The 23,697-nt window shown below is 67.5% G+C and carries 22 protein-coding genes; 13 read left to right on the top strand and 9 right to left on the bottom strand.

What is annotated here, in order from left to right:
• Positions 1–28 precede the first annotated feature (28 nt).
• From BN3266_RS00220 to BN3266_RS00190, 7 genes are all read left to right on the top strand, one after another.
• On the top strand, positions 29–199 hold the full coding sequence (locus BN3266_RS00220; RefSeq protein ID WP_021661087.1) for a DUF362 domain-containing protein: 171 nt from the start codon (positions 29–31) through the stop codon (positions 197–199).
• An 84-nt stretch (positions 200–283) separates the two neighbouring features.
• Positions 284–1,003, top strand: a complete 720-nt coding sequence (locus BN3266_RS00215; protein WP_059002876.1) for a tRNA1(Val) (adenine(37)-N6)-methyltransferase — start codon at positions 284–286, stop codon at positions 1,001–1,003.
• A gap of 13 nt (positions 1,004–1,016) precedes the next feature.
• Positions 1,017–1,844, top strand: a complete 828-nt coding sequence (rsmI, locus tag BN3266_RS00210; protein WP_044993287.1) for a 16S rRNA (cytidine(1402)-2'-O)-methyltransferase — start codon at positions 1,017–1,019, stop codon at positions 1,842–1,844.
• A 170-nt stretch (positions 1,845–2,014) separates the two neighbouring features.
• Positions 2,015–2,977 (top strand): inorganic phosphate transporter, encoded by a 963-nt coding sequence (locus tag BN3266_RS00205; protein WP_021661084.1) that lies wholly within the window; start codon positions 2,015–2,017, stop codon positions 2,975–2,977.
• 105 nt (positions 2,978–3,082) lie between these two features.
• A complete protein-coding gene (locus BN3266_RS00200) occupies positions 3,083–3,532 on the top strand; it encodes a hypothetical protein (protein WP_059002874.1) in 450 nt (149 codons plus the stop codon).
• A gap of 124 nt (positions 3,533–3,656) precedes the next feature.
• On the top strand, positions 3,657–4,136 hold the full coding sequence (locus BN3266_RS00195) for a metallophosphoesterase family protein (protein WP_075109621.1): 480 nt from the start codon (positions 3,657–3,659) through the stop codon (positions 4,134–4,136).
• A 27-nt stretch (positions 4,137–4,163) separates the two neighbouring features.
• Complete coding sequence (locus BN3266_RS00190; protein ID WP_075109616.1) at positions 4,164–4,865, top strand: biotin--[acetyl-CoA-carboxylase] ligase; 702 nt, start codon at positions 4,164–4,166, stop codon at positions 4,863–4,865.
• Positions 4,866–4,923: 58 nt separating this feature from the next.
• Here BN3266_RS00190 and BN3266_RS00185 read toward each other — a convergent pair whose 3' ends face one another.
• From BN3266_RS00185 to BN3266_RS00170, 4 genes are all read right to left on the bottom strand, one after another.
• Entirely contained in the window at positions 4,924–5,580 is a 657-nt protein-coding gene (locus BN3266_RS00185; protein WP_021661079.1) for a potassium channel family protein, read from the bottom strand.
• A gap of 22 nt (positions 5,581–5,602) precedes the next feature.
• A complete protein-coding gene (locus BN3266_RS00180; protein ID WP_059002868.1) occupies positions 5,603–6,223 on the bottom strand; it encodes a potassium channel family protein in 621 nt (206 codons plus the stop codon).
• Positions 6,224–6,635: 412 nt separating this feature from the next.
• The gene (locus tag BN3266_RS00175) at positions 6,636–7,478 is read right to left on the bottom strand and encodes an amidohydrolase family protein (RefSeq protein WP_059002867.1); all 843 of its coding nucleotides are present in this window, start codon (positions 7,476–7,478) and stop codon (positions 6,636–6,638) included.
• A 22-nt stretch (positions 7,479–7,500) separates the two neighbouring features.
• Positions 7,501–8,985, bottom strand: coding sequence for an alpha-amylase (locus BN3266_RS00170; protein WP_242861690.1), 1,485 nt, complete (start codon positions 8,983–8,985; stop codon positions 7,501–7,503).
• A 158-nt stretch (positions 8,986–9,143) separates the two neighbouring features.
• Between BN3266_RS00170 and BN3266_RS00165 the strand changes: the two genes are divergently transcribed.
• Both BN3266_RS00165 and cls read left to right on the top strand, forming a co-directional pair.
• Positions 9,144–9,932 carry a sirohydrochlorin cobaltochelatase gene (locus tag BN3266_RS00165; protein ID WP_059002865.1) on the top strand — a complete coding sequence of 263 codons (789 nt, stop codon included), beginning with the start codon at positions 9,144–9,146 and terminating at the stop codon, positions 9,930–9,932.
• 3 nt (positions 9,933–9,935) lie between these two features.
• A complete protein-coding gene (gene cls, locus BN3266_RS00160; protein WP_059002863.1) occupies positions 9,936–11,474 on the top strand; it encodes a cardiolipin synthase in 1,539 nt (512 codons plus the stop codon).
• A gap of 72 nt (positions 11,475–11,546) precedes the next feature.
• Here the strand turns inward: cls and BN3266_RS00155 are convergent, their stop codons facing one another.
• On the bottom strand, positions 11,547–12,275 hold the full coding sequence (locus BN3266_RS00155) for a carboxymuconolactone decarboxylase family protein (protein ID WP_059002861.1): 729 nt from the start codon (positions 12,273–12,275) through the stop codon (positions 11,547–11,549).
• Between the two features lie 94 nt (positions 12,276–12,369).
• Positions 12,370–14,406 carry a right-handed parallel beta-helix repeat-containing protein gene (locus BN3266_RS00150; protein ID WP_059002859.1) on the bottom strand — a complete coding sequence of 679 codons (2,037 nt, stop codon included), beginning with the start codon at positions 14,404–14,406 and terminating at the stop codon, positions 12,370–12,372.
• Positions 14,407–14,626: 220 nt separating this feature from the next.
• Here BN3266_RS00150 and BN3266_RS00145 point away from each other — a divergent pair, with 220 nt between their 5' ends.
• On the top strand, positions 14,627–15,058 hold the full coding sequence (locus BN3266_RS00145; RefSeq protein WP_052537718.1) for a TFIIB-type zinc ribbon-containing protein: 432 nt from the start codon (positions 14,627–14,629) through the stop codon (positions 15,056–15,058).
• Between the two features lie 470 nt (positions 15,059–15,528).
• Here BN3266_RS00145 and BN3266_RS00140 read toward each other — a convergent pair whose 3' ends face one another.
• A complete protein-coding gene (locus tag BN3266_RS00140) occupies positions 15,529–16,395 on the bottom strand; it encodes a DegV family protein (RefSeq protein ID WP_021661068.1) in 867 nt (288 codons plus the stop codon).
• A gap of 1,040 nt (positions 16,396–17,435) precedes the next feature.
• On the opposite strand from BN3266_RS00140, the gene BN3266_RS00135 reads away from it, so the two are divergent.
• The 3 genes from BN3266_RS00135 (at position 17,436) to BN3266_RS00125 (ending at position 21,079) form a co-directional block, all read left to right on the top strand.
• Positions 17,436–19,679 carry an ATP-binding cassette domain-containing protein gene (locus tag BN3266_RS00135; protein WP_059002857.1) on the top strand — a complete coding sequence of 748 codons (2,244 nt, stop codon included), beginning with the start codon at positions 17,436–17,438 and terminating at the stop codon, positions 19,677–19,679.
• Positions 19,680–19,693: 14 nt separating this feature from the next.
• Complete coding sequence (locus BN3266_RS00130) at positions 19,694–20,560, top strand: MerR family transcriptional regulator (protein WP_242861689.1); 867 nt, start codon at positions 19,694–19,696, stop codon at positions 20,558–20,560.
• 177 nt (positions 20,561–20,737) lie between these two features.
• Entirely contained in the window at positions 20,738–21,079 is a 342-nt protein-coding gene (locus tag BN3266_RS00125) for a DsrE family protein (RefSeq protein ID WP_059002855.1), read from the top strand.
• Between the two features lie 77 nt (positions 21,080–21,156).
• On the opposite strand, the gene BN3266_RS00120 is transcribed toward BN3266_RS00125, so the two are convergent.
• Positions 21,157–23,277, bottom strand: coding sequence for a diguanylate cyclase (locus tag BN3266_RS00120; RefSeq protein ID WP_059002853.1), 2,121 nt, complete (start codon positions 23,275–23,277; stop codon positions 21,157–21,159).
• Positions 23,278–23,315: 38 nt separating this feature from the next.
• On the bottom strand, positions 23,316–23,672 hold the full coding sequence (locus BN3266_RS00115) for an Hpt domain-containing protein (RefSeq protein WP_059002851.1): 357 nt from the start codon (positions 23,670–23,672) through the stop codon (positions 23,316–23,318).
• Between the last annotated feature and the right edge of the window lie 25 nt (positions 23,673–23,697).

Here is a 23,697-nt window from a genome sequence, read left to right as displayed (position 1 = left end):
GGGGTAACATGAGGGAGGTGGAATTCCAATGGCTTACAAGATCAATGACGATTGCATCAGCTGTGGCGCTTGCGAGGCGGCCTGCCCCGTAAACGCGATTTCCGAGGGCGACGGCAAGTACGTGATCGACGCAGACACCTGCATCGACTGCGGCTCCTGCGCCGGCGTCTGCCCGGTGGGCGCTCCCCAGGCGGAGTAGGAAACAGCACATCATGCATATCAGCGGGCGGCGGGCAGTGATGTCTGCCGCCCGCTTCTCTATGCCCGAAAAGGGGGCGAAAAGATGGCGAAAACACAGGGGGAAGAGGCGCTGGGCGGGGGCCTATTCCTGTCGGTGGACGGCGAACACCGCTTTGGCCTCGACGCCTTTTTGCTGGCCCGCTTTGCCGCCCCCCGCCGGGGCGACCGGGTGGCCGACCTGGGCTGTGGCTGCGGCATCGTCCCCTTTCTCCTCTGGCGGGACTTCCGCCCCGCCCGGGTGGACGGGGTCGAACTGCAGCCGGCGGCCGTTCGGCTCTTCGCCCGCTCGGTGGCCCGCTCGGGAAACCCGCCCCTCTACCCGCTGGAGGCCGACCTGCGCCGGCTGGAGGGCCTTCTCCCCGCCGGGGCCTTTGACCTGGTCACCTGCAATCCGCCCTATTTCCGGGCGGGCTCCGGTCCGGCCGGGGCCTCTGCCAGCGCCCGCCTGGCCCGGCAGGAGGGGAGTTGTACCCTGGAGGAGGTCTGCCGGAGCGCGGCCCGGCTGCTGCGCAGCGGTGGCCGGTTCTGTCTCTGTCAGCGGCCCCAGCGGCTGGCGGAGGTCCTTGCCGCCCTGCGCGGCGCGGGGTTGGAGCCCAAGCGGCTGCGGCTGGTGGGGGGCCGCCCCGGCAGCGCCCCCTGGCTCGTTTTGGCGGAGGGGCGCAAGGGGGGCCGCCCCTCCCTGCAGGTGGAGGGCTGCCTGTACACCCAGGGGGCAGACGGCGCCCCCAACCCCGCCCTAAACAGCCTTTACAAACCCCTGTGAGGAGGAGAGCAACGTGTCAAAATTATATGTGGTGGGCACCCCCATCGGCAACCTGGGAGATTTTTCGCCCCGGGCGCTGGAGGTGCTGCAAACCTGCGATTTCATCGCCGCCGAGGACACCCGGGTCACTCTCAAGCTCCTCAACCGCTTCGGGGTGAAAAAGCCGATGGTCAGCTACTACGAGCACAACATCCGCGCCCGGGGGGAGGAGATCGTGGGCCGGATCCTCGCCGGGGAGAGCTGCGCCGTGGTCACCGACGCGGGGATGCCCTGTATCTCCGACCCGGGGGAGGACCTGGTGCGCCTCTGCCGGGAGCGGGAGGTGGAGATCGAGGTGGTGCCCGGGCCCAGTGCAGTCATCGCCGCCCTGGCCGTCAGCGGGCTGCCCACCAGCCGCTTCTCCTTTGAGGGGTTTCTCTCCACCACCCGCAAAAACCGGCTGGCCCACCTGGAGGAGATCCGTCAGATGCGCCACACCCTCGTCTTTTACGAGGCGCCCCACAAACTCCTCACCACCCTGCAGGACCTGAAGGAGGGGCTGGGGGACCGCCGGGTCGCCCTCTGCCGGGAGCTGACCAAGCTCCACGAAGAGGTGGTGAGGACCACCTTCAGTGGCGCGTTGGAGCACTATGCCGACCACTCCCCCAAGGGGGAATACGTGCTGGTGGTGGAGGGATACACCCCGCCCCGCCCCGTCCAGGTCGCCCTGGAAGAGGCCGTCGCCCTGGCCCGCCGCCTGGTGGAGGAGGGACAGGCCCCCACCGCCGCCTGCAAGGAGGCCGCCCGCCAGACCGGCCACCGCAAATCGCAGATCTACACCGCCCTGCAAGAGGGGCGGTAGCGCCCCCGGCAAAGGGGGGAAAGAGCGGGCAGACAAAAGACCGTCTGCCCGCTCTCTTTGCGCCTTCTGCCTCCTCTGCCCCCGGTTCTGGCCCCGCCGGGGGCGACATATAAGTAGGGGGAGCGGCGCCGTGCCGGTGCGCCGCCGCCTTTTGGCGAGAGGGGGATGGGATGGAACTGCTCTGTTTTTTGGGGATCGCCGCCGCCGTCTTTATCAACGGCTTTACCGACGCGCCCAACGCCATGGCCACCGCGGTCTGCACCCGGGCCCTCCGCCCCGTCACCGCGGCGGCCCTGGGCGGGGTCTGCAACTTTCTGGGGGTGCTGGTGATGTACCGGCTCAATTCCAGCGTGGCCGACACCATCTCCTCCCTGGTGCGCATCCCCGCCGGGGCGGGGCAGGCGGTGGTGCTGGCCGCCCTCCTCACCATCGCCCTCTGGGGCTTTTTCGGCTGGACGCTGGGGGTCCCCACCTCCGAGAGCCACGGCCTCATCGCCGGTCTCACCGGCGGGGCCCTGGCGGTCAACTGGTCGCTGCAGTCGGTGGATCTTGCCCAGTGGGCCAAGGTGCTCAAGGGCTTTGTCATCTCGGTGGCCTTCGGCTTCATCGCCGGGTATCTGGTGGCCGCCATCCTCGCCCTGCTGGCAGACGGCCGGGGGCGCTTTCGCACCGAGCGGGCCATCGACCGGGGGCAGGTTGCCTTTCTGTGCTGCACCGCCTTCCTCCACGGCGCCCAGGACGGCCTCAAATTCCTGGGCGCCTACCGTTATGCGGTGGGGGAGATCGGCGCCCTGGCCCTGGTCACCGTCTCGGCGGTGATGACGGTGGGCACCCTGATGGGGGGATTCAAGATCATCAAAAAGGTGGGGATGGACATGGTGCGGATGGAGAAGTACCAGGGCCTCGCCTCCGATGTGGCCTCCTCGGTGGGGCTGCTCACCGCCAGCCTCACCGGGGTGCCGGTGAGCACCAGCCACATCAAGACCACCGCCATTGTCGGCGCCTGCGCCCGCCAGTCGGTGAAAAAGGTCAACGTCTCGGTGGTCATGGACATCTTCAAGGGCTGGCTCTACACCTTTCCCGTCTGCGGGGTGCTGGGCTTCTTCCTCACCAAATTTCTCATCCGGCTGTGAGCATTCCCCGTCATATCCCGCCGGCAGAGGGCATAGAGATAGAGGGTATGCGGGCGGGAAGGCGCTTCTCTGCCCGCCCAAATCGTTTTGGGAGAGGAAAAAACAATGCATCTGAAAAGTGAGAACAGGCTCTTTTCCTGCGTGGAGCAGGTGTTGGAGGAGCTGGCGGCCCTCTGCCGGGGCAAACCCGCCCCCCGGGAGGACGGGCAGGGCTACCTGATGATCCAGCGGGCGTTCATCCTGCCGGTGGACAGGGAGGACCTCTGTGCCCTCTACAGCCAGCTGCGCCAGAGCGCGGCCCTGGCCCGCGCTCTGGGGGGGCGACTGTCCCCCTTGGCCCAGCCCCTGTTGGACTGGCAGGGAGCCGCCGTGCAGGCGCTGGAATGCGCCCGCCAAAACGGCCGGGGCGGCGACATCCTCGCCCACCTGCCGAAGATGGAGCGGGACCTGGAGGCCCTCTACGCCCTGGCCGAGGGCCCGCAGGAGGCCCTGTTGGCCGCCGCGACCGCCCAGGCCACCGAGACCCTGGCCCGCATGGGGGTCAAGAAGAGCTGAGCACAGGGCGGAGCGAACACGCCCCGGTGAAAGGAAGCCTCCCTTTTCACCGGGGCGTTTTTGTGTTAGAGTAGGGGTCAGAAAGAGTGTGCCGGGCGCTGCCCGGCAGATGGGGGGCAGGGGTTTGAAGTTCATCGTCTTTTCGGACAACCACGGCAAGCTCGGCGGGATGGAGCGGGTCATCCGCAACCACCCCGAGTGCGCCGTCTACATCCACCTGGGGGACAGCGAGGGCACCTTGCAGACCCTGCGGCAAAACCACCCGCAGCTGCAGTTCTGGGCGGTGCGGGGCAACTGCGATCTCAGCAGCGAGGAGCCGGCGGAACAGACCCGGCAGGTGGAGGGACACACCCTCTTTTTTACCCACGGGCACCACTACGGGGCCAAGTTCAGCACCGACCACCTCTGGGACAAGGCCCGGCAGCTGGGGGCGGACGTAGTCCTCTTCGGCCACAGCCACACCCCCTGCCAGGAGTACAGAGAGGGGATCTATCTCCTCAACCCCGGCAGCATCGCCCACCCGAAGGAGGGGCCGCCCACCTACGGGGTGCTGGATGTGCGGGAGAGCGGCGTCCTCTTCAGCGTGGCGGAGGTGCGCGGGTGAGCCGGCTGGAGCGGGCCCCCCGGGTCTTTGCCGAACTGGGCTCCACCAACACCCACTGCAAGACCCACCTGGCCGACCTGCCCGACGGGGCGGCGGTGCTGGCGCTGCGGCCGCCGCGGCAAGAGCTGGGCCGACACCGCCGACAGCGGGATGGCCCTCTCCTTCGTCCTCAAGGGCATCGAGCTGCGGCAGGTGGCGGCCCTGCCCCTCTGCGTCGGCCTGGCGGTGTCCGAGGCGCTGGAGGAGGCCGCCGGTTGCCGGGCGGAGATCAAGTGGCCCAACGACCTGGTGGTGGGGGGAAAGAAGGTCTGTGGCATCCTCTGCGAGGGGGTCGTGGGGGAGGAGACGGCCGCCGTCTGCGGCATCGGAATCAACCTGACCCAGACGGCGGAGGACTTTGCCCGCCGGCAGCTGCCCCACGGGGGATCCCTCTTGAGCGAGTGCGGCGTCCGCCTCGCCCCCCGGGAGTTGGCCGTGCAGGTGCTGGCCCACTGCGACCGGCGCATCGAGCAGTTTTTCGCCCGGGGGCTCCCCTCCCTCCTCCCCGCCTACCGGGCCCGCAGCGCCACCCTGGATCGCACCGTGCGGGTCCTCTGGGAGGGGCGCGAGGCGGTGGGCTGGGCGGTGGACGTGGGGGAGGACGGCTCGCTCCTGGTGGAGATCGACGGGCGGGTCGTGCCGGTCTGCAGCGGCGAGGCCTCGGTGCGGGGCCTCTACGGCTACCGGTAAAAAGAGAGAGAGCGAAGCGGCTTTTGCGGCCGCTCCGCCCTCTTTTTTCATTTTTATCTCATCTGCCGAAAAGCTCGTTGATGTCGTGGAGGGAGTGGTTTTTGGCGATGACCATCACCTTGTCGCCGCTCTCCAGGGTGGTCTCGCCGCGGGGGATGAGCATCTCCTCCCCCCGGGTGATGGTGACCACCACCACGTCCTTGCTCAGGCCGATCTCGGCCAGGGTCTGCCCGGCCTTGGGGAAGTGGTCGGGGATGACGATCTCGTTGAGGGAGGCCGCCCCGGCGTTGAGGCTCATGAGCAGCTTGATCTGGGCGTTGTCCGCCTCGTGCTCGATGACCCGCACGATGTTGTTGGTGGTGCAGACTGGCACGTCCACCCCCAACTTTTTCATCACCCGCAGGTTGCGAGGGTTGTTGACCCGGGCGACCGTCTTTTTGACCCCGAACTTCATCTTCGCCAGCTGGCAGGAGATGAGGTTGTCCTCGTCCCGCCCGGAGACGCTGATGAGGGCGTCGGCCGTCCCCACGTCGGCGCTCTCCAGCGCCTCGATGGTGGTGCCGTCCCCGCAGATGATGGGGATGTCCAGGGCGTCGGCCAGGTGGGCGCAGGTGCGCTTGTCGATTTCCACCACATGGGGCCGGTGGCCGTGGTTGAGCAGTGTTTCGGCGAGATAGAGGCCAATTTTTCCCCCGCCAACGATAACGACGTTCATCTTGTTCCCTCTTCTCTCACATTCAGTCGACGATTTTTACGGCGATCAGGGTGTCCCCCGGGCGCAGGGCGATGGGGTTGCGGCAGCACAGCTCCATGGTGGTGTCGCCGTGCAAAACCCCCAGCAGCTGCAGCCCCGCCTCCAGCGACAGGCAGTCGGTCTGCCGCCCCACCTGGCCTGGTTCCACCGGCAGGTAGACGTAGGAGAGGGTGGTGGAGCCGAAGGTGGCGTACTGCCGCGCCGCGCCGGTGGTCAGCGACTGGGTGATGGCGTCCACCGTCAGGTTGGTGGGGCAGACGGTGTGCAGCCCGAAGTGGACGAACACGTCCTTGCGGGCGGGGTCGTAGATGCGGGTGATGACGGTGGGCACCGAAAAGAGCTCTCTGGCCACCTGGCCCACCATGATGTTGATGTTGTCGTCCTGGGTGACGGCGGCCAGGGCGTCGCACCCCTCGATGCCGGCGGCCTTGAGGACCTCCTCGTCAAAGGGCACCCCGGCCACGGTGATGCCGTCGAAACTGTCGCCCAGGCGCTCGAAGCGCTCCTCCACCTCGTCCACAACGGCCACGTCGTGCCCGTCGCGCTGCAGCTTTCTGGCCAGGCTCGAACCGACCTTGCCACAGCCGACCACTACGATATTCATCGCTCAAAGACCCTCTTTCTCATATTGCGCAGTCCCTGCCTTGTCTGCAAGTATCCCAATTATAGCACAGCCCTCAGGGGAAGGAAAGCGGCCTTTTTTCCCGAAAAAGGGCAATTTCTCCCCTGGACAGCGGCTTCTTTTGCCCAAGATGTGCAAAATGCGGGGACACTTCTCCTCTCTCCACATATACTGAGTCAGAGGGGCCGTCCGGCGGCCCGCCGAAGGGGGGAAGGAAAAAGTGACGATCTGGATCGGGGTGCTCTGCGCCTGGGGCGGATTTTTGGTAGGGTTTGTCTGCTGCGCGCTCTTTTGCGGCAGCAAGGAGCGGGGCCGGGGCAAGCGGTCCCGATAGAGCGGCAGACCGGGCGGCACGGTGGGGCCGCCGTCTTTTTGGCCGCCGGGGGGACAGGCCCTAGCGGGGCTGGGGATGGGTGCGGTAGTAGTCTTCCAGCCGGGAGACCGGCACCGAAAAGAGGCGGCAGAAATTCTGCCAGAAGATCTTGTCCAACGTCTCCTGGGGCAGCCGCAGGGCGTAGAGGCGATCGAGCTCGGCGGCGCAGTCCCACATGGGAAAGTCGGTGCCGAAAAAGATCTTGTCGGGGCCAAAGCGGTCGATGAGGGCCAGCGCTTCCTCCCGCCCGAGGGCGAAGAGACTGCTGGAACAGTCCACGTAGACGTTGGGCAGGCAGAGGGTCTGGGCCGCCTCCTCCCAGCGCTGGTAGCCGCCGAAGTGGGCGCCGATGCAGGTGAGCTCGGGCACCGCCCGCGCCACCCGGGCCAACTTCTCCGGGCGGGAGTAGTCGTAGCGGGCGTCCCCGGTGTGAAAGAGGACGGGCAGTCCCCGCTCGGCCAGCCGCCGGTAGACCGGCATCATCCGCTCATCGTCGATGTCAAAGCACTGAAAGTCCGAGTGGAGCTTGATCCCCCGCAGCCCCAGGGCGATGATCCGCTCGATTTCGGCATAGGGGTCCTCCATCTCCGGGTGCAGGGCCCCCAGGCCGATGAGCCGGTCGGGGTGCAGGTTTACCTTGGAGGCGACAAAGTCGTTGATGGAGGACACCTGTTCGGCCTTGGTGGCCACCGAACAGACCAGAAAGAGGGCCACGCCGCAGCGGTCGCCCTCCTCCAGCAGCTCGTGGGTCATCCCGTCAAACTGCATGTCCAGGCTGTAAAATTCCCCGATGGAAGAGGCCGCCTTGGCGGCGATTTTTCGGGGGAAGATGTGGGTGTGGGCGTCGATGATGTACTGGGGCACAGAAAAAACCTCCTTTGATTGCTCAGCGCAGGGCGCCGGGGGTCTGGGGCCGGGCCAGCCAGGTCTCCTTTTGCACCCAGACCGAGCAGGAGCCGCCGCCGACCGGCAGGGTGACCCAGCCGTCGGCCCCCACGGCGATCTCCTCCCCCCGGCCGCCCAGGCAGTCCACCAGGGTCTTGCCCGCCAGGTTCGGCCCGGCAAAGAGCCGCTTTTGCCCGCCGGGGCCGTCGGTCAGGACCGCGCAGAGGCCGGAGCCGGGGTGGCGGGGGTCGCCCTGGCGGCTCCACCCCACCACGTCCCGGTCGTCAAAGGCGTCGATCTGGGGGCCCCAGGCGCAGGTCTGCCGGGCCCAGAGGAGGGCGGAGAGGGGCTGGCCCACCGGGGCGATCCCGTCGTGGGGGATGCCGTAGTAGTCGCCGTAAAAGACACAGGGCAGCCCCTCGCTGCGCAGGAGGATGTAGGCGTAGGCCAGGGGTTTGAACCACCCGTCCACCCAGGATTCCAGCGCCTGGCCGGGCTGGGTGTCGTGGTTGTCCACAAAGGTGACCGCCAACTGGGGCGCCCGCTGCACCAGGGCGTTTTGCCCCAGGGAGCTCATGTCGAAATCCCCCCCGCTGTGGGAGGCCTGACAGAACTGTTGGTGCAGCGGCACGTCAAAGAGGGAGAGGGAGCCGCCGGTGACCCCGATGTAGTGGCAGAGGGCGTCGGCGCTCTGGTTCCAGTACTCCCCCACGGCAAAGACCGGCTTGCCGGTGAGGCGGCGCAGGGCGTGCAGCCAATCGCGGAAAAAGGTGAAGCGGATGTGCTTGGCCGCGTCGATGCGAAAGCCGTCCACCCCGGTCTCGCTTAGGTACCACAGCCCCCAGCGGGTCAGCTCCTCCACCACCTGGGGGTTGCCCAGGTCAACGTCGGCCCCCATCAGGTAGTCGTAGTTGCCGTTTTCCGAATCGACCTCGCTGTCCCATTCCTTGCCTTGAAACTTGAAGATGGCCTTTTCGCCGGTGGCGTCGTCCCAGTCGATGCCGTCAAAGTGCTCCCAGTTCCAGCAGAAGTCGGAATAGCGCCCGCCCCGGCCGGGGAAGGTGAAGGAGGTCCAGGCCGAGATGGTGCGGGTCGGACCGGTCTGGCGGTAGCGGTCCACCCAGTCGTAGGGGGTGGCGGGCACCTGTTCGGTGCCGTCGGCGCCCATGCGGTGGTCCAGCACGGCGTCGGCCCAGACGGCGATCCCCTCCCGCTGCAGGGCCTTGATTGCCGCCAGGTACTCGGCCTTGGTGCCGTACTTGGTGGCCACTGTCCCCTGCTGGTCAAACTCCCCCAGGTCGTAGAGGTCGTAGACGCCGTAGCCCACGTCCTCCCTGCCGGCAGCCCCCTTGTAGGCAGGAGGGAGCCAGAGGGCGGTGATCCCGTCGGCCGCCAGCCGGGCGGCCTCGGCCTCGGCCTGCCGCCAAAGCTGGCCGTCGGCGGGGAGATACCACTCAAAATACTGCATGGCAGTGGGGTTTTTCACAGGGCAACCTTCCTCTCTCACCGGGGCGTGCGCTCCGGGAAACAATGAAGATATCATACCCCTATTCCCCGCAAAAGGCAACCGCCCGCCCGTTGACAACCGGGCCGCCCGCCCGTACACTAGAGGCAGTGATCGGTCGAGAGAGGGGAGGGGCACAGGTGAAAAAGACCATTCTGCTGGCGGGGTTTGGCACCGCCCGCTGGGCGGATTACGCCCCCGCCGCCGGCGCGCTAGAAGGGGAGCTGGCGGCCGCCTTCCCCGGCTGGTCGGTGCGGCGGGCCTTTGCCAGCAGCCGCTTGGCGGCAGCCCTCACCGAGCAGGGGCACCCCACCCCCCACCTCCCCGCCGCCCTCGCGGAGTTGGCGGCGGAAGGGGGGGCACTGGCCGTCCTCCCCACCCACCTGGCCGCCGGGGGGGAGTACGACGACCTCGCCGCCCAGTTGTCCGCCCTGCGCCCCCGGCTGCCGGCCCTGGCGGTGGCCCGCCCCCTCCTCTCCAGCGGGGAGGACTGTACCCAGGTGGCGCAGGCCCTGCTCGAGGGGATTTTGTTGGAGGAGGGCGAGGGCCTGGTGCTGATGGCCCACGGCAGCCGTGCGGCGGGGATGGGCCCCTACCGGCCCCTGGCGGCGGCCCTGCCCCAGCGGGTGGCGCTGGGCGCCATGGTAAACGGCGGCCCCGAGGCGGCGGGGCGGCAGTTGCTGCGGGCCGGGTATCGCCGCTGCGCCCTGGCCCCCCTGCTGGGGGCCCGACAGCTGGCTCTCCCGCCTGCGGGGGATGGGGTTGGCCGTCCACCCGGTCTGCCGGGGGCTGGCCGAGCTGCCCGCCCTGCGCGCCCTCTATTGCCGCCACCTGGCAAAAGCCCTGGCCGCCGCCGGGCTCGACGCGGTTTGACAGAGATCGCCGCTGGGTGGTATGCTGGCCCTATATTCCGTGAAAAGGGGTTTTGAGAGATGAAGAAGATGGTGCGGATGCTCTTTCACCGGGTGGTGCTGGTGGGGGCGGCCATCCTCCTGCAACTGGCGCTGCTGGTGGTGATGTTGGTCCGGTTCGAGCGGTACTTCGTCTATTTTTACGCCGTCTGTTTTCTGCTCAGCCTGCTGGTGGTGCTGGCCATCATCAACGGCCGCAGCAACCCCGGCTACAAGATCGCCTGGCTCATCCCCATCCTCCTCTTCCCCATCTTCGGCGGGCTCTTCTACCTGATGTTCGGGCAAAACCACCTCTCCCGCCGGGAGAGAAAGAAGATGGCCCCCCTGCGGGAGGAGGTGCACCAGCTCCTCCCCGCTGAAAACCCGGTGCTGCGCCAGCTGGAGAGGGAGAGCCCCGAGGCGGCCAACCAGGCCAGATACATTGAAAAGCGGGCCTATGCCCCCCTCACCAAGGACAGTTACAGCGAATTCCTCCCCTCGGGCGAGAGCAAGTTCGAGCGGATGAAGGCCGAGCTGGAGCGGGCCGAGCGCTTTATCTTTTTGGAGTACTTCATCATCGAGCCGGGGGTGATGTGGGACAGCATCCTCGAGATTTTGGTGCGCAAGGCCGCCCAGGGGGTGGACGTGCGGGTGATGTACGACGACCTGGGCAGCATCATGACCCTGCCCTACCGCTATGACCGCCAGCTGGAACAGCTGGGCATCAAGAGCTGTGTCTTCAACCCCTTTGTGCCGGTGCTCAGCAGCCGCTTCAACAACCGCGACCACCGCAAGATCTGCGTCATCGACGGCCACACCGGCTTTACCGGCGGCATCAACCTGGCCGACGAGTACATCAATGCCTACGAGAAGCACGGCCGCTGGAAGGACTCGGCCATCCTCCTGCGGGGGCGGGCGGTGGACAACCTGACGGTGATGTTCCTCACCGTCTGGGATTTTACCCGGGGCGAGACCGAGGACTTTGCCCCCTACCTCTACGACGCCGAGCGGGACGGCCATCTGTCCGCCGGGGACGGCTATGTGCAGACCTTCTGCGACAGCCCCCTGGACGACGAGGCGGTGGGGGAGACGGTCTATCTAAACCTCATCAACAAGGCAAAGCGCTACGTCTACATCACCACCCCCTACCTCATCATCGACAACGAGATGGTCACCGCCCTCTGCATTGCCGCCAAGAGCGGGGTGGACGTGCGGATCATCACCCCCCACATCGCCGACAAGTGGTATGTCCACGCCGTCACCAGGGCCTACTACGAGTCGCTGGTGGAGTGCGGGGTCCGCATCTACGAGTACACCCCGGGCTTCATCCACTCCAAGACCTTTTCGGTGGACGACGAGTACGGGGTGGTGGGGACCATCAACATGGACTACCGCAGCCTCTACCTCCACTTCGAGTGCGCGGCCTGGCTCTACCGCACCCGCAGCGTCCTGCAAATCAAGGAGGAATTCCTCCGCACCCTGCTGGAGTGCCAGGAGATCACCCTGGACGACTGCCGCAACGTGCCCTGGCCCAAAAAGTTGGGGCGGGCCTGTCTGCGGGCCTTTGCCCCGCTGATGTGACAGAATGGCCCAACGGAAGAAGGAAGGCCGGACGACTCGTAGGTCGTCCGGCCTTCTCTCTTTGGCGGGCAGCTATTTTGGGGGGTCCGCCGCCTCCTGTATGCAGCGCAGGGCGTTCAGGCTGCGGGGATAACCGATATAGGGCAGGGTCGTCGAGAGGGCGGCAATCAGGGTGTGCCGCCCGGTCCCCAGCCGCAGGTTAGCGGCGATATGGCTTTTTAGCTGGGGCTCGCAGCCGCCCTGGGCGGCCAGGAAGCAGAAGGTGATCAGTTCCCGCTGGCGCAGGTCGAGCCCTGTTCGGGTGTAGTAGTCGCCAAAGCAGTTGGCCGCCAGCCAGCGGTTGATGTGGCGGCTCTCCTCCGGCCCCGAGCGCCAGAAGTCGGCCATCCCCTCGCCGAAGATGGCCACCTGGGCCGCGGTCCCGGCCTCCCGCCGGGTTTCGGCCGCGGTGGTGGACTGGCCGGGCAGGGGGAGGGGGACCCCCTCTTTGAGGAGCGCTTCATTGAGGGCGCGCAGAAAGGGGAGGGTCCGCCCCAACCCCAGATAGGCCGTGGCCTGGTAGGCGACCTCCTTCAGCTGTACCGGGGTGAGCCCGGCGTCCAGGGCGGTGGGGACGAGGGCCGCAAAGCAGTCGTGGCCCCCGCAGCCCAGAAGGGCGGCCAGCACCGCCAGCATCCGGGTGGCGCCGTCCAGCTCTCCCTGGCGGGCCGCCTCGTCAAAGGCGAAGTTTGCAAAGAGGGCGGCGAATTCCGGGTCGCGTTCCCCCAGCGAAAAGGGGTCGGAAAATTCCCTGTGAGACATGGCGTCTCCTCCTTCCGGCGGCTGTGTCGCCGCCGCTTTCACCATAGCACCTGGAGTGCGCTCCAAGTCAAGGGGAAAGGGGGAGAAGTCCCCTCTATTTTCGGCAGCCGCAATGCTGCTGCGGCCGGCGGCAGCACAGCAGGATGGCAAGCAGGGTGAAGAGGAGGACCAGCCCGCCGAGGATCAGCCAGATGCTGTCGATGCCCGGCCCCGGGGGGACGGTGGCGGCCCAGACCGCCTTGACGCCGTAGGCGTCCACCGCACCGTCCTCGGCAAACCCGCCGGTGAGGGAGGAGAGTTCCTCCCCGGTGCGGTTGAGGGGGGAGCTGTCGGGGGCCAGGGCGGTGTCCCCCGCGGTGTAGCGGTGGCCGGGGTCGTCGGCAAACCAGCCGGCAAAGGGCAGGCCCTGGCTGTCGGGGCCGTAGCTCCTGCGCAGCACCATCACCCCGTTGTCGTTCCAAGCGTCGTCCCCGCCGCTGCCCGCCGTGTTGCCGTAGAGCAGGGCCGCGTCGGACATGGTGAAGGCCATCCGCCCGACCGAAGTCTGGCTGTCGTTGGGGTTGGCAGGGGTGCGGCCCCGGGCGTTGTAGACCCCGCCCCCCAGACCGCCGGCGCTGTTCTGGTGGATGGAGCCCCCTTCAAAGTCAAACTGCACCTGCACCTTGTCGCCGGTGGGGCGGGAGGCGTAGGGCATCTCGGCGTTGTAGACGCCGCCCCCGTCGGCGGTGGCGGTGTTCTCCTCCACCCGGCCCCCTGTCATCCGCAGGACGGTGTCGTTTTGGGAGGAGGCCCGCCCGGCATTGGCGATCCCCCCGCCGTACTTGGCGCTGTTTTGCAGAATGTCGGTCCCTGCCAGCAGGGGCGGGGCGTCGGTCTCGTTGCTGCCCCAGCAGAAAAGCCCCCCGCCGTAGCAGTTTTCAGCGCTGTTTTGGCGGATGGTGCCGCCGGTGAGCTCCACCTGGCCCACCCCGCCAAAGCCGGTGGCGGTCTCGGCCGAGATGCCGCCGCCCCCGTAGAAGGTGCCGGAAGCGGTGGTCTCCGCGGTGGTCAGCACCCGGTTTTCGGCGACCAGGCCGCCGCTCATCCGCAGCAGCCCCTCCCGGCTGGAGATGCCGCCGCCCCAGTAGAGGGCGGTGTTTTTCTGCACCGCCCCCTGTTTGAGGGAGAGGATCCCCTCGGGATAGGGGGAGGTGGGGTAGTAGGTCAGATAGAGGCCGCCCCCCTCTCTGGCGGCGGTGTTCTCCTCCACCACCGCCTCGGGAGAGTCGATGACCAGGTTGCCCCCGGCCTGATAGACGCCCCCGCCGTAGCCGACTTCCGTCCCGCCGGTGGTGGCGGCGCTGTTGCCCGTGATGCGGGCGCTGCCGGTCAGGGAGAGCTGGGCCCTGCCGGCAGCGGGGTCGACGGCGCTGCCAAAGAGGGCCACTCCGCCCCCGCTGGCGGCGCTGTTGCCGGTCAGTTCGCCCCCGCTCATGGAGAAGCCCGCGTCCAACAGATAGATCCCGCCCCCGTAGTTGGCGGCGCTGTTCTGGGAGACGCTGCCCCCGCTCATGGTCAGAACGGCGCCCTGGGTCAGGGCAAGGCCGCCCCCGCCCCGGCCGGTGCAGCTGCAGTTTTGCACCACAGCCCCCTCCTGTACCGCGACGCTGGCCCCGGCCCCGGTGGCAAAGACCCCGCCGCCGCTGGCCCCGGCGCCCTGCACCAGGCTGTTTTGCAGGGTGCAGCCGCTGCCCAGGGTCAGGGTGGCCGGGGCGCCGACCTGCACCAGGGCGGCGTTCGCCGCTCCGGCCGCTCGGTTGCCGTCGATTTGCAGATTTTCCAGGGTGAGGGAGGCCCCCGGCTGCACCGCCAGCAGCCCGCCGGTGGCTCCGGCGGCCCGGGTCAGCCCGCCCCCCTGGGCCGAGAGGGTCTTTTCCCCGTTCACCGGCAGCAGCTCGGTCACCTGAATGGCTGCCGTCAGCACAATGTCGTCGCTGCCGGGGGCCGCCAGAGCGGCCTTTAACTCCTCCAAGGTGCCCACCGCCCGCGCTGCCGCCGGCAGGGGTCCCTCGGCGGCCAGGGCGGTCCCCCCCGCGCCGAGACAGAGCCCCACAGCTGCCAGAACGGCCAGGGCCCGCAGTCTTATCTTCATCGCTTCATCCCGCCTTTCCGCCGCCCCTGCCCGCAGGCCGGGCGGCCCGATGGTTCACAGTATGTAAGGCGGGGGAGAACGGTGCGCCCCCCTGCAGGCGGGGTGCGGGGGGAGAACACAGTTTGGTCACAATTTTTTCGCAGGCAGGTCAAAATTATCCCCTATACTAAACAATCAGTTGGCCGGCCTGCTGGACCGGCGAGAGAAGGGGGAAACGGCGATGCCGATGGGCGGTCTTTGGGGGCGGATCCGCCAGTTTATGGCTGGGCGGCGAGGGGTGGACGGCCTCTCTCTCTTTTTGGTGGCGGTGGGGGCCCTGCTCTCCTTTGTGGGGCAGCTGTTGGGGCAGCGCTGGGTCCTCTGGATCTGCTGGGCGCTCTGGCTCTTTGCCTTCTGGCGGATGCTCTCCAAAAACACCGAGGCCAGGGAGCGGGAGGACCGGTGGTTTCTCGGCTGGTTTTCCCCGGCGGCGAGGAGGGCGGCCCTCCATGCCGCCGAAGCCCCTCAGCGCCGCGCCGAAAAGGAGGCCCGCCGCGCCTACCGCATCTTTAAGTGCCCCGGCTGCGGACAGAAGCTGCGGGTCCCCCGCGGGCGGGGGAAGATCCAGATCCACTGTTCTCGCTGCGGCAGGGATTTTGTCAAAAAGAGCTGAGATCCAAACTGCCGCTGAAACGGGTGGGCCGTACCGGCGTTAAAAACACACGGTGCAGATGTGACCTTTTGAGGGACATCGGAATTTTGTGGCCGCAGGACACCCCATTGCCCCCGGTGAAGCGGGGCAAGGGGGCAGGGGGCAAAAAATGAAAGAGAGAGCCGGACAGACTGCCTGTCCGGCTCTCTCTTTTTTTCGGTTCAGGGAGGCTGTCACGCCAGCGGCCAAAGCCCACCCCTCCCCCGGGCCTCGGGGGAAATGGCGTCCCTTTCCCGCCGCAGCAGGGGGAATGCAGTGGCCCTGGGGGGGCTTTTGTCTCGGCAGCCTGCAAGCGCTGCCCGCCCCTCCCCGCCGCAGGGGGAGGAGGAAGATCCGGCCGCCGTTTTCAGACATCCTGCCCTGCAGGCAGGGCAGGTCCCCGACAGGGCGATCGGGCTGCTTTTCGGCCGCCTCGCCCCCGTCTTGGCGCGTTACATGTCGTCGTCCAGCAGCTGAATACCGGCGCCGATGAGGTGGGGCCCGGTGTGGGAGCCCAGGGTGCAGTCCACGATCCCCTCGAAGTGGCGCTGGTAGGCGGGCACCTTCTGCCGCAGCAGTTTGGCCGCCTTTGCCCCGTCCTCGGGCGCGTCCCCGTGGGCGGTGGCGATGTTGCAGCGCCGCCCGGCCTGGTAGCAGTCGGCCGCCAGTTGGGTCACCCGCTCGATGGACTGGGCCCGCCCCCGCACCTTGGCCACGCTGATGAGTTCCCCCGCCGGGGTGAAGGAGATGATGGGCTTGATCTGCAGCATGGTGCCGGCGATGGCGGTGATCTTGCCGATCCGCCCGCCCTTTTGCAGGTACTCCAGGGTGTCCACACAGAAAAAGACGGTGGTGTTGGCGATGAGCCGGGGGATCAGGGCGCAGATCTCGTTCCAGGTGCGCCCTTCTTCCACAAAGCGGGCCGCCTCCAACACGGTGAGACCGGTGCCCAGGCTGCCGCTGCGGGTGTCAAAGGCCGCTACCTCCAACCCGGGGAAGCCCTCGCCCATCAGCTTGACGGCCTGGTAGGTGCCGCTGAGACCGCTGGAAAAGAGGATGGCCAGCACCTTTTCGTACCCCTGTTCCCGCATCTGGGCAAAGAGGCCGAGGATGGTCTCGCCCGAGGGGAGGGAGGTCTTGGGCAGCTCCTCCGCCATCCGCCGGTAGACCTGGGCGGGGGTGATGTCCACCCCGTCGCGGAAGTGCTCCTCCCCAAAGGAGATGGTCAGGGGGAGGGTGAAAATTTGGTGTTGGGCCGCCAGTTCGGCGGGGATATCGGCGCAGGTGTCGGTGAGTATGGCAATTTTTTGGGGGTTCAAAGGAGACACATCCTTCTTTCGCCGCGCCCTGCGGCGCGGTGTAAAATCGTTTTGAGGGAGCGCGGAAAAAGGGCCGCCCAGCCTGGACAGCCGCCCGCAGCGCCGCCTCTTGGCGATACCGCGGTAAGTTATCTTATATGATAACAGGATTTTTAAAAAAATCGAGAAAAATCGTAAATTTTTTGCCCGGCGGCCCAATTATTTGCTTTTTGCCCGCTGTCGCGGCCGTTGGCCCCTGCGCGCCGGTGCGGTTGGGCCGCGGCAAAGGGCCTCGCAGCGGCGGCGAGGCGGGCGGTCAAGGGCCGACCCTGTTTGGGGACGGGTGGATCTTTGCGCTGATGCAGCGGGCGAGAAGGTGTCCCCCGTGGCTGTGGCCCCCTGTTCAGCCGGGGCGACTGCACAGTTTGGCCCGTTCCCTGTGGCAAAAGCGGCGGCCGCGCTCTGGGGTGGAGGCGGTGCGCTCTGTCGGCCCGACGATGTTTGCCAGTTGCCTGCAGCGCCCCTTGAGGGCCGAACACTTCCCGCAAAGGGCGCCGGCCGGTCGCCCGTTTCTGGGGATGAATGGTCACCCCCTTCTTCCAGGGCTTCACAAAGGAGAGTGACTGCCGCCGAGAGAGGGGGTATCGTGTGGCAGGGCGCGTCCGCCCCCACCGCTGCCGGGGGAAAAGGGCCCCTTTTGCCGGCAAATGGTGCATGGCCGGTCGGCGGGGCGGCCCTGCCGGAGGGGAGGGGGTGGCCGCAGCGCCCCTTTTTTGCCTGTTTAAAGCGGCCATCCCGGAGCATTCGGGCGGAGATAGGCGCTGCCGCTCACCGGCTGTTCCCCCCTTCTCGGAGGGGAGAAAGGCGGCCCTTCCGGGCGGGGGCTTTTCGCAGGGCGCCGCAGGGGCGTGTGCGGGGGAGGTCCGCCCTCTGCACCCCGGGGGCAGCGCCCCAAAAGGGGGGACGGTTGCCCTTGCCCTCGGGGTAAAAAATTGGTATCCTGAAGGGCGATACAGGGCCCGCTGCTGGCGGGCCGGTACGGAGAAAGGCGGAGAGGGACAATGGAGCGGGAGTACATTCACCTGGAAAATCTGCGGGAGCACAACCTGAAGGGGGTCTGTCTGGACATCCCCAAACGGGCAATCACCGTTTTTACCGGGGTGTCGGGGTCGGGCAAGTCCTCTCTGGTGTTCGACACCCTGGGGGCCGAGGCCCAGCGCCAGTTGGGGGAGACCTACTCGGCCTATGTGCAGAACCGGCTGCCCAAATTCCCCCGGCCCAAGGCCGGGGTCATCTCCCACCTCTCCCCGGCAATCGTGGTGGGGCAGAGCCGCTTGGGGGGCAGTTCCCGCTCCACCGTGGGCACCGCCACCGACTTACAGCCCCTGCTGCGCCTCCTCTTCTCCCGGGTGGGCCGCCCTCGCGCCGGGAGCGCGGGCTCCTTCTCCTTCAACGACCCCGAGGGGGCCTGTCCCGACTGCAACGGCCTGGGGGTCAAGACCGCCCTGCGGGAGGAGTTGCTGCTGGACTTCGACCGCTCCCTCAACGAGGGGGCCATCCTCTTTCCCGTCTTCCCGGCCGGTTCCTGGTACTGGAAGACCTATGTCCTCTCGGGCCTCTTCGACTGCGACAAGCCCCTGCGCGACTACACCCCCGAGGAGCTGCAGACCCTCCTCCACGGCAAGCCGGGGGCCAAGGTGGAACTGCCCTCTAAGTCGGGCCCCTTTGTCTTTGATTACGAGGGACTGGTGGAGAAGATCACCCGCCTCTTCATCCTCCGCAAGCAGGAGAACCTCTCCCAGCGGGTGAAGGAACAGATCGCCCCCTTCCTCCGCAGCAGCCCCTGCCCCACCTGCCACGGCGACCGCTACTGCCAGCGGGTGCTCGCCTGCAAGATCGACGGGCGCAACCTGGCCGACTGGTGCCGGATGGAGGTGGACGAGCTCCTCCCCCTGGTGCGCTCCCTCACCGGCGAGGTGGAGGCCCCCATCGCCGCCGCCATTGCCGAGAAGCTGCAGCAGCTGCAGGACGTGGGGCTGGGCTACCTCAACCTGGGGCGGGAGACCGCCACCCTCTCGGGCGGGGAGAGCCAGCGGGTGAAGATGGTGCGCCACCTGGGCAGCACCCTCTCCGACCTGCTCTACATCTTCGACGAGCCCAGCATCGGCCTTCACCCCCGGGACCTGCCCTTTCTCGGCCGCCTCTTTGCCGGGCTGCGCGACCGGGGGAACACCGTGCTGGTGGTGGAGCACAGCCGCGAGGTGATGGTCATGGCCGACTGGGCGGTAGACATCGGCCCCGGCGCGGGGGAACAGGGGGGCGAGGTGGTCTACCAGGGCCCCCCCAATGGCCTGGCGGGCTGCGAGAGCCGCGCCCTGCGCCGCCCCCTGCGGCTGGCACAGCCCCGCCCGCTGGGGGAGTGGCTGCCCCTGGAGGCGGGGCGGGAAAACAACCTGACCGGCTTTTCCACCGCCTTCCCCAAGGGGGCGGTCACCGCCCTCTGCGGCCCGGCGGGCTCGGGAAAGAGCACCCTGGCGCTCGCCTCCTGCCGCCAGTACCCCGAGGCGGTGCTCATCGACCAGGGGGGGATCGGCGCCTCCCCCCGCTCCACCCCCGCCACCTACACCAAGCTCTTCGACGAGATCCGCACCCTCTTCGCTGCCGCAAATGAGGTGCCCGCCGCCCGCTTCTCCTTCAACTCCAAAGGCGCCTGCCCCGACTGCAAGGGCGCGGGTTATGTCTACACCGACCTGGCCTTTTTGGAGCCGGTGCGCACCACCTGCAAGACCTGCCAGGGCCGCCGCTTTGGGGAGGAGGTGCTCGCCTACACCCTGCGAGGCAAGAACATCGCCCAGGTGCTGGAACTCTCGGTAGAGGAGGCGCTGGACTTCTTTACCGAGCCCAAGGTGATCCGCTCTCTGCGGCTGCTGCAGGAGGTGGGGTTGGGCTACCTCTCCCTGGGGCAGCCGGTGAGCACCCTCTCGGGGGGCGAGTGCCAGCGCCTCAAGCTGGCCGCCCAACTGCGCAAAAAAAGCCCCCTCTACCTCTTCGACGAGCCCACCGCCGGGCTGCACATCTCCGAGGTGGAGCGGCTGCTGGCCATCTTCCGCCGGCTGACCGGGCAGGGGAGCACGGTGCTGGTCATCGAGCACGACCTGCAGGTGGTCGCCCAGGCCGACTGGGTGCTGGAACTGGGCCCCGGCAGCGGCAGGCGGGGGGGCGAATTGGTCTTTGCCGGCACCCCCGCCCAGTTGGCCGAAGAGAAGACCGCCACCGGTCTCTGCCTGGGGCAGGCCCTCCTGTAAAAAAGGGGTTGACCTTGCCACAGTGGCAAGGTGTATGCTGGTTTCACGGTTCGAACCAGTACGACGATCGACAGGAGGATGCCATGTACACCATCGGCGAATTTTCCAGGCTGACCCGGGTCTCGGCCCGCATGCTACGCCACTACGACCAGTTGGGGCTGCTCCGCCCTGCCCGGGTGGGGGCGGACAACGGCTACCGCTACTACGAGGCGGCCCAACTGCGGGACCTGCTGGCCATCAGGAAGCTGCAGGGTTTCGGCTTTTCCCTGGCGCAGATCCCCGACCTGCTGCAGCTGTCCCCGCAGGAGCTGGCCGGCCGGGTGCGGGCGCGGTATGCCCAGGCCCTTGCCGAGCTGCGGGAGCTGCAGCACTCCCTTCGCCTGATGGAGGCGTGCATCCGCAACGCGGAGGGAACCAATATGAGCCAATCGGACAGCAAGGTCATTGTAATGGAGACGCCGGCCCAGCGGGTGCTGAGCCTGCGCCGCAAAATTTCCATCGGCGAGGTGCACCAGCTCTTTGCCGACCTCCACCGCCAGGCGGCAGAAAAGGGGCTGCGCCGCTGCGGCGTCACCCAGCTGCTCTTCCACGGGGAGGAGTTTTGCTGCGACGAGATGGACGCCGAGGCCCAGGTGGAGGTCTCGGGCGAGGCCGAAGGGGTGTCGCTGCGACCGGCCATGCGCTGTGTGGCGGCGACCTACACCGGCCCCTACGAGGGGATCCACACCGCCTATGACGCGGTCTGCAGCTACCTGGCCGCCCACCCCGAGTGGCGGGTCTGCGGCCCCTCGGTCGAGCGCTACATCCGCGACGAGGGGATGGTCTCCGACCCGGCGGAGCTGGTGAGCGCCGTCCTCTTCCCGGTGGAGCGGGCGGAGTAGCGCGACAGGCGAAAATAGGGAATGGGCGGCTCGGCGGTCTGCGCCGGGCCGCCCATTTTTGTCTTCCGCAAAAAAAGCCCCCAAAAACCAGTGTGGGCTGTGGCCGCGCCAGGGCTGTGGGGGTATACTGAAAAAAAGACCGCCCGGTGGGGCGGCGAGAGGGGAAGGGGTATCACAATGAAGGTATTGTACCACGTGGACCAGGTGGAAGCTTGGCAGTTGGCGGCGGGGAACGCCCTGAATATGGAGGAGTACTGCCGGCGGGAGGGGGTCCCCTGCCAGATGGAGATCGTGGCCAACGGCCCGGCGGTGAAGGGGTTGGTGGAACCGGCGGCGCCCTATCTCTCCGCCCTGGCGGAGCTGGCCCAGGGGGGAACGGTGGTGGCCGCCTGCCAAAACGCCCTGCGGGCCAACCAGATCGACCCCCAGCGACTGCCCGGCTTTGTGCGGGTGGTCCCCGCCGGGGTGGTGGAGATCGCCCAAAGGCAGGAGGAGGGCTTCTCCTACATCAAGCCCTGACAGGGGGGTTCGGGCAAAAGCGCCCCCACAGCGGTTCAAAGAGCTGTGGGGGCGCTTTTCTTTTTGTCTAAAGGGGGTCAGTCCTCGGTGGGGAAGAGGAGGGAGGGGCGGTACTGCTCCCCCTCCATCTCGCCGTCGTAGAGGGCAAACTGGTTTTTGCCCCGGCTCTTGGCGGTGTAGAGGGCGCGGTCGGCCCGCTGCAGCAGGGCTTTATAGCTCTGCCCGTCGGCGGGATAGCGCACGCAGCCCACGCTGGCCGAGAGGCCCAGTCCCTGCTCGCCCAACTCCTCGCGGAAGAAGTGGCAGACCTCGCCGGCCTTTTTGGCCAGCAGGGCCTCTTTGCCCAGCCCCTCCAAAAAGACGGCGAATTCGTCGCCGCCGATGCGGGCGACCATGTCGGTGGCCCGCATCTTTTGGGGCAGCTTTTCGGCGATCTCCCGCAGCAGTTGATCCCCCGCCAGGTGGCCCTTGGTGTCGTTGACCGCCTTGAAGTTGTCCAGGTCCACAAAGAGGAGGGAGAAGGGGCTGCCCGCCGGGTCGCGGATGGCCTCGGACACCCGGGTCTCCAGGGCCTGGCGGTTGTAGAGGCCGGTCAGGTAGTCGTGCATGGCCCGCTGCCGCCAGCGCGCCGACTCCCGCTTGAGCTCGTCGATGCTCGAGAGCTTGCCCATGTACCCGGTGCAGACCTGGCCGCTCTCCCCCTCCCAGAGGGAGCGCATGTAGAGTTCAAACCAGACCCGCCGCCCGCCCCGCACGGTCAGCTGCACCTCGGTGCGGTAGAGGGCGCTTTCCGGGGTGAGGGCCTTCAGCTCCCCCTCGATGCGCTGCAGGTCCTCGGGGGCGATCTGCCCGGCGCGGTGGATGTGGTCGCTGGCGTGGAGGGTGCGCAGGTTGTCGCCAAACACCTCCTGGTACTTCTCGGTGAACTCCACCGAGTCGCTCTGCCGGTCGTAGTCAAAGAGGATCTCCCCCGACATCTCCGAGAGCCAGTGGTACTTCTGCCGCTCCCTCTCCAGCAGGGCCAGGGTGCGGTCGCTGAGCCGCTGCTCCTCGGGCGGGTGGTAGCCGGCGGCCCGGCCGAGGCCGACGGGCGGCGAGTAGGGGGCCGCCCCGGTTTCGTCCTGCAGGTAGAGGGCCTGGTGCAGTTCGTCTGCACAGCGCAGAAAGAGGCCCAGAAGCAGGGGGTTAAAAGCGCCGCACTCCCCGCTGCGGATCATCTCCACTGCCACCGGGTGGGGATAGGGCTTTTTGTAGACCCGCTCGCTCACCAGGGCGTCGTAGACGTCGGCCAGGGAGACCACCTGGGACCAGAGGGGGATGTCGCCGCCGGACAGCCCGTCGGGGTAGCCCAGGCCGTCCCACCGCTCGTGGTGGTGGCGGCAGATGTCGTAGCAGTAGCGAAAGAGTTCCTGCTCCTGAAAGAAGGGGATGCTCTCGAGGATCTCACAGCCGTAGACGGTGTGATTTTTCATCTCCTCAAACTCCTCGGCGGTGAGGCGGCCGGGCTTGTTGAGGATGTAGTCGGGGATCAGGATCTTGCCGATGTCGTGCATGGCGGCGGCGCTGGCCACCATCTCGATCTCCTCGGGGCTGAGGCGGTAGGCCGGGTACTCGGCGGCCAGCAGCTGCAGGAGCATCCGGGTGGCCTGGCGGATGCGGCGCACGTGCTGGCCCGACTCGCCGCTGCGAAACTCGATGACCGAGCTGAGCATGTCGATGATGGAGGCGTTGGCGGTGCGCAGTTTTTCCGACTGGGCCTTGATGGTCTGCACCTGCTCCTCCACCAGCTGGGCCAACTGGTTGCGCCCGCGAAAGAGCTCCACCGCATTGCCCACCCGCTTGCGCACGATGGAGGGGTCGGTGATGGGCTTGCTGATGACGTCCATCACCCCGTTTTCATACCCCTGCAGGGCGATGTCGGCCGAGGTCTCGGCGGTGATGAGGAAGACGGGGATGCTCTCCAACAGCCCCTGGCGGGAAAGTTCCTCCAGCACCCCGAAGCCGTCGAGTTCGGGCATCACCAGATCCAGCAGCAGGGCGGCCAGCCGGTCTTGCTGGCGGGCGACGACCTCTAGGGCCCGGCGGCCGTTCTCCGCCTCTTCGATCCGGTATTCCCGGTAGAAGATCTCCCGCAGGATGGCGCGGTTGAGCTCGGAGTCATCGACGATCAACAGGGTGTCGCGGCAGGGTGTCTGCACAGGCGATCCCTCCTCTTCAGGCAAATTTGGAGGCAGTTTTAGCAGTCGCAGCGGGCGATGGCCGCCAGGACTTCGCGGTGGCGGGCGCGCACCTCGGCCAGCAGGGGGGAGAGGGCCGCCCCCTCCGCCCCCTGGCGCAGGGCGGTGACCAGTTCGGCGGCGGCCTGCGCCAGTTCGGCAAACCCCAGGTTGGCGGCGACCCCTTTCAGGGTGTGGGCAAAGCGCTCGGCTGCCGGCCAGTCCCCCGCGGCCGCCGCCTCTTCGAGAAGGGACATATTTTCGTCCTGGGGAAATTTGAGGGCGAATTTCCGGTAGAGGGCGAGATTGCCCATGAACCGGCGCAGAGTCTGTTCCTCGTCCGCCACCACGGGGCGCAGGGCCTCCATCAACTCCATTTGAGCCACTTCCTTTTGCCGCCGG

This window comes from Bittarella massiliensis (ex Durand et al. 2017), assembly GCF_001486165.1.
Lineage (GTDB): Bacteria > Bacillota > Clostridia > Oscillospirales > Ruminococcaceae > Bittarella > Bittarella massiliensis.
This window is presented reverse-complemented; position numbering and strand designations above follow the sequence as displayed.

What these genes read in the sequence shown, in the direction of transcription:
- BN3266_RS00145 (WP_052537718.1), top strand. Translation starts at nt 14,627, where the DNA reads ATGCCGATGGGCGGTCTTTGGGGGCGGATCCGCCAGTTTATGGCTGGG.
- BN3266_RS00215 (WP_059002876.1), top strand. Translation starts at nt 284, where the DNA reads ATGGCGAAAACACAGGGGGAAGAGGCGCTGGGCGGGGGCCTATTCCTG.
- cls (WP_059002863.1), top strand. Translation starts at nt 9,936, where the DNA reads ATGAAGAAGATGGTGCGGATGCTCTTTCACCGGGTGGTGCTGGTGGGG.
- BN3266_RS00115 (WP_059002851.1), bottom strand. Translation starts at nt 23,672, where the DNA reads ATGGAGTTGATGGAGGCCCTGCGCCCCGTGGTGGCGGACGAGGAACAG.
- BN3266_RS00180 (WP_059002868.1), bottom strand. Translation starts at nt 6,223, where the DNA reads ATGAATATCGTAGTGGTCGGCTGTGGCAAGGTCGGTTCGAGCCTGGCC.
- BN3266_RS00150 (WP_059002859.1), bottom strand. Translation starts at nt 14,406, where the DNA reads ATGAAGATAAGACTGCGGGCCCTGGCCGTTCTGGCAGCTGTGGGGCTC.
- BN3266_RS00155 (WP_059002861.1), bottom strand. Translation starts at nt 12,275, where the DNA reads ATGTCTCACAGGGAATTTTCCGACCCCTTTTCGCTGGGGGAACGCGAC.
- BN3266_RS00135 (WP_059002857.1), top strand. Translation starts at nt 17,436, where the DNA reads ATGGAGCGGGAGTACATTCACCTGGAAAATCTGCGGGAGCACAACCTG.
- BN3266_RS00200 (WP_059002874.1), top strand. Translation starts at nt 3,083, where the DNA reads ATGCATCTGAAAAGTGAGAACAGGCTCTTTTCCTGCGTGGAGCAGGTG.
- BN3266_RS00125 (WP_059002855.1), top strand. Translation starts at nt 20,738, where the DNA reads ATGAAGGTATTGTACCACGTGGACCAGGTGGAAGCTTGGCAGTTGGCG.
- BN3266_RS00205 (WP_021661084.1), top strand. Translation starts at nt 2,015, where the DNA reads ATGGAACTGCTCTGTTTTTTGGGGATCGCCGCCGCCGTCTTTATCAAC.
- BN3266_RS00185 (WP_021661079.1), bottom strand. Translation starts at nt 5,580, where the DNA reads ATGAACGTCGTTATCGTTGGCGGGGGAAAAATTGGCCTCTATCTCGCC.
- BN3266_RS00220 (WP_021661087.1), top strand. Translation starts at nt 29, where the DNA reads ATGGCTTACAAGATCAATGACGATTGCATCAGCTGTGGCGCTTGCGAG.